The organism is Bacillus sp. JJ1521 (assembly GCF_036965165.1).
GTDB lineage: Bacteria > Bacillota > Bacilli > Bacillales > Bacillaceae_L > Ferdinandcohnia.
Window position 1 is genome coordinate 1 of the sequence record NZ_JBALOX010000265.1, and the last position, 3,084, is coordinate 3,084.

Annotated in this window: 4 protein-coding genes and 1 tRNA gene; 2 read left to right on the plus strand and 3 right to left on the minus strand. The window is 37.1% G+C overall.

Translation table 11 applies throughout. The annotated features are described in order from the left end of the window. On the minus strand, window positions 1-593 hold a 593-nt coding region (locus V7147_RS24335; RefSeq protein WP_335370376.1), incomplete at its 3' end, for a GTP-binding protein. Window positions 594-753: 160 nt separating this feature from the next. Here V7147_RS24335 and V7147_RS24340 point away from each other — a divergent pair. Together V7147_RS24340 and V7147_RS24345 are read left to right on the plus strand one after the other, a co-directional pair. Further along, window positions 754-850: transfer RNA gene (locus V7147_RS24340), tRNA-Sec, on the plus strand. Window positions 851-861: 11 nt separating this feature from the next. Then, the gene (locus V7147_RS24345; protein ID WP_335370379.1) at window positions 862-1,038 is read left to right on the plus strand and encodes a phosphatase PAP2 family protein; all 177 of its coding nucleotides are present in this window, start codon (window positions 862-864) and stop codon (window positions 1,036-1,038) included. A 222-nt stretch (window positions 1,039-1,260) separates the two neighbouring features. Here V7147_RS24345 and V7147_RS24350 read toward each other — a convergent pair whose 3' ends face one another. Both V7147_RS24350 and V7147_RS24355 read right to left on the minus strand, forming a co-directional pair. Beyond that, window positions 1,261-2,325 carry a sulfite oxidase gene (locus V7147_RS24350; RefSeq protein ID WP_335370377.1) on the minus strand — a complete coding sequence of 355 codons (1,065 nt, stop codon included), beginning with the start codon at window positions 2,323-2,325 and terminating at the stop codon, window positions 1,261-1,263. Window positions 2,326-2,749: 424 nt separating this feature from the next. Beyond that, the coding region (locus V7147_RS24355) for an alpha/beta fold hydrolase (RefSeq protein ID WP_335370378.1) at window positions 2,750-3,084 on the minus strand (335 nt) is incomplete at its 5' end.

Consider the following 3,084-nt stretch of genomic DNA (forward strand, 5'->3'; position numbering starts at 1 on the left):
ATAGTTCCATGTCCTTGTACAGTAAAGGCTTGATCAATCGGCAAGCGAAATGAGCCGTTGCTATCTCTTTGTTCGAGGCCATTGATTTCCGTTTGAATGGCTTGTATTAGTTCGGGAATCCCTATTTCTGAAATACTATCAACATAAAGAATTGGAGCATTGTTATAATCTGTTTCTTCAAGTAGTTCTTTTATTTCTTCAGCGGCAAGCTCTATCAATTCTTCTTCGACTCTACCAATTTTCGAAACGACAACCATACATTTTTTAATGCCCAAAAATTTTAAAATTTGGAGGTGTTCCCTTGTTTGTGGCATGACACCTTCATCTGCAGCAATTACAAGTAACACAAGGTCAATCCCAGCAACACCAGCTATCATTTGTCTAATGAAACGTTCATGTCCTGGTACATCAACTATGGATATGTGAATTCCGTTATCTAATTTGAGGGGTGCATAGCCTGGTTCGATTGAGATATGGCGTTCCTTTTCTTCTTTTAGTCGGTCAGTATCAACGCCTGTTAAAGCCTTTGTGAGGGTTGTTTTTCCATGGTCAATATGACCAGCCATTCCAATCGTATAAAATGAATCTACCATTATCTGCCTCCTCCCTTTATTTAATCGTCTTTTTCTTCCTCCTACTTTACTAGTAAGCAAGTGAATAATTCAAGTTTGAGGATTATTATTTGCCTAAAAAAGTATTTCCCGTATATAATTATAGATAGTCTAACTTTATACACCTGAAGTACCTTGTTAGGGGGTTGGCTGGGTGACTGGTGTCCCCCTGGGTCTTCAAAACCCTGAGGGAGGCGCGTGTCGTCTCCGGTGGGTTCGATTCCCACACAGTCCCGCCAAATACTTATATATCAATACTTTAAGGAATTTCTTCTCCTTATCAGTATTGACTGGCTACTCCCGTATTTGGGTAAGGCATCATTATCCGTCTGATATTATCAGAAGTGCCTTTATCTCCACTATGACCAGCACCATATTAGATAAAATCTCTCACAGTTGTAGCTTTAGAATAAAGTTTGATCTTTGATCAAAATAATACTAATAACCTTAATAAACGAACAAAAAGAAAGAACGTGTTGAAAAAAGATTGATCAAAACACGCTCTTAATATATTTTATTGAATCATTCTTTATAAAAATGCTTGATCATTTATGTGATATTTCCTCCATTACATCATGCTATAACGGAAGATCGAACAATTGAATAGACCAAATCTAAACTAATTTCTGTTTTCATCTGCTTGGCCTCATTATTCCACTTTCACTTTTATCACGTCAACAGCATTATACCCGTAGCCTTTCCTGTTCCAAAATGGTTTTTCCGGTTGCATGTTTCCGGAAGAATCGGTTGCTTTTGTTCTGATCGAATATTCGCCAGGCTGATCAACCTTCCATGTATACGTCCAAGAAATCCATGTATAATGTCCAGGAGTAGATGTTCGTTTGCATAACCCCCATGTGTGACCGCCATCTAAACTTATTTGTACCTCAGTAATTTTACCATTCCCGGTCCAGGCTATTCCGGATATTTCATGGGTTCCAGTAGATAGAATCTGCATATCTAAAGGATACTGGATCGTAGAGTTTACATTCATCGTTGTTACAGGTATTTTCTCGCGATCGTTTTGCTTGTAAGGATAATACATATAATCTTCAGATTGATAGTGGCCTCTGAATGGCTCGTCTATAACAATGATTTTCTTCAACCATTTCACAGAAGCCATCGCATACCAACTAGGAACAATCAGTCTTAAAGGAAACCCATGTTTGAAGGGGATAGGCTGATGATTGTATGCATAAGCAATGATTATATCTGGATCAAACGCCTTTTCAAGAGGTAAACTTCTTGAATAGTGTATGCTGTGTTCATCACCCGGTCTCGTTCCAAAATCATATCCTTCAAATACAATCTCTCTGGCCGTAGGGACCACCCCGGTATATTGCAGTAACGTTTTTAACGGGACCCCTTTCCAAATCCCTTGACTCATTGCCCCTTTTCCCCATTGCTCTCCGTATACTTTTGGTTCAAAGAGCTCGCGCTTGTTTCCAGAGCATTCTAGAAGAACTTTTATCTCCCTAGAAGGTAACGAACAGATATCTTGTATAGAAAAAGCTTTTGGAGAAATCACACTACCTTCAACTGGGAGAAAAAAAGAATGTGAGAATGGATAAGCAAAATGATTTCTTCTATAAAATAAGGCTTCACCCACGGTATTCCCATATATGAATTGTATAGGTGTTTCTTGATTTTCCGGCGTTATTGACTTCGTCGTTAAATAAGGACTAACAATAGGGGATCCATAAAATTGCACCATCATTACTCCCTCACGAATGATTTTATTGCAATATATGATGTTGATTACTTTTAAATTCTCGGTAAAACGAAAAAAACTACTGCAAAATTTGCATCTGTTATCCTTTGTTTGGATAGGATTATCCACTATCCGGGGAATGCAAATTTTTCTGGAAGATAGCTATTAAAGATCTTATTGAAGTAAGGCCCCATAAATTTTAGGGGGACCCTATAATAATTTGGTTTGAAAGCACAACCAAGAAGCCCTCGTTATTCAAGTGTACTGCCCGTTTGCAAAACAAGAAAAAACCTGCACACAGTACAGGATTTTTGATCAAACTTTTTTTATAAATAAACAGTTAGTTTTAAACGGTGCAACTTTCCTTCAAGACCACAGCAGTGTAAAAATTTTATGTTAGGTAGTAATTCTTTCGCAATCTGCCCCATCAATGTGCCCGAATAAAATTGTATATCAGTTTATTTAATTTTGTAGCAGACTTTGTGGGAATTTGATGCTTTTCGTCAATAAATTTTAATTGATTATTTGGTAGTTTTTTATGTAAGACCTTGGCGTATTTATGAAATGATTTATCTCTTGTACCATAAACGAGTAAAATTGGCTGGTTAATACTATTTAACAGATTCGTGCACTTATAGTTTAGACTATAAGTAAAATACTGCTCGATATTTCTTGCATCACCCTTTAGTGATTCCCTATACATATTCATAAAAATTTCTTTTGTATTTGAATTCCCCAATGAGATGGCTAGCCCCAACAGGC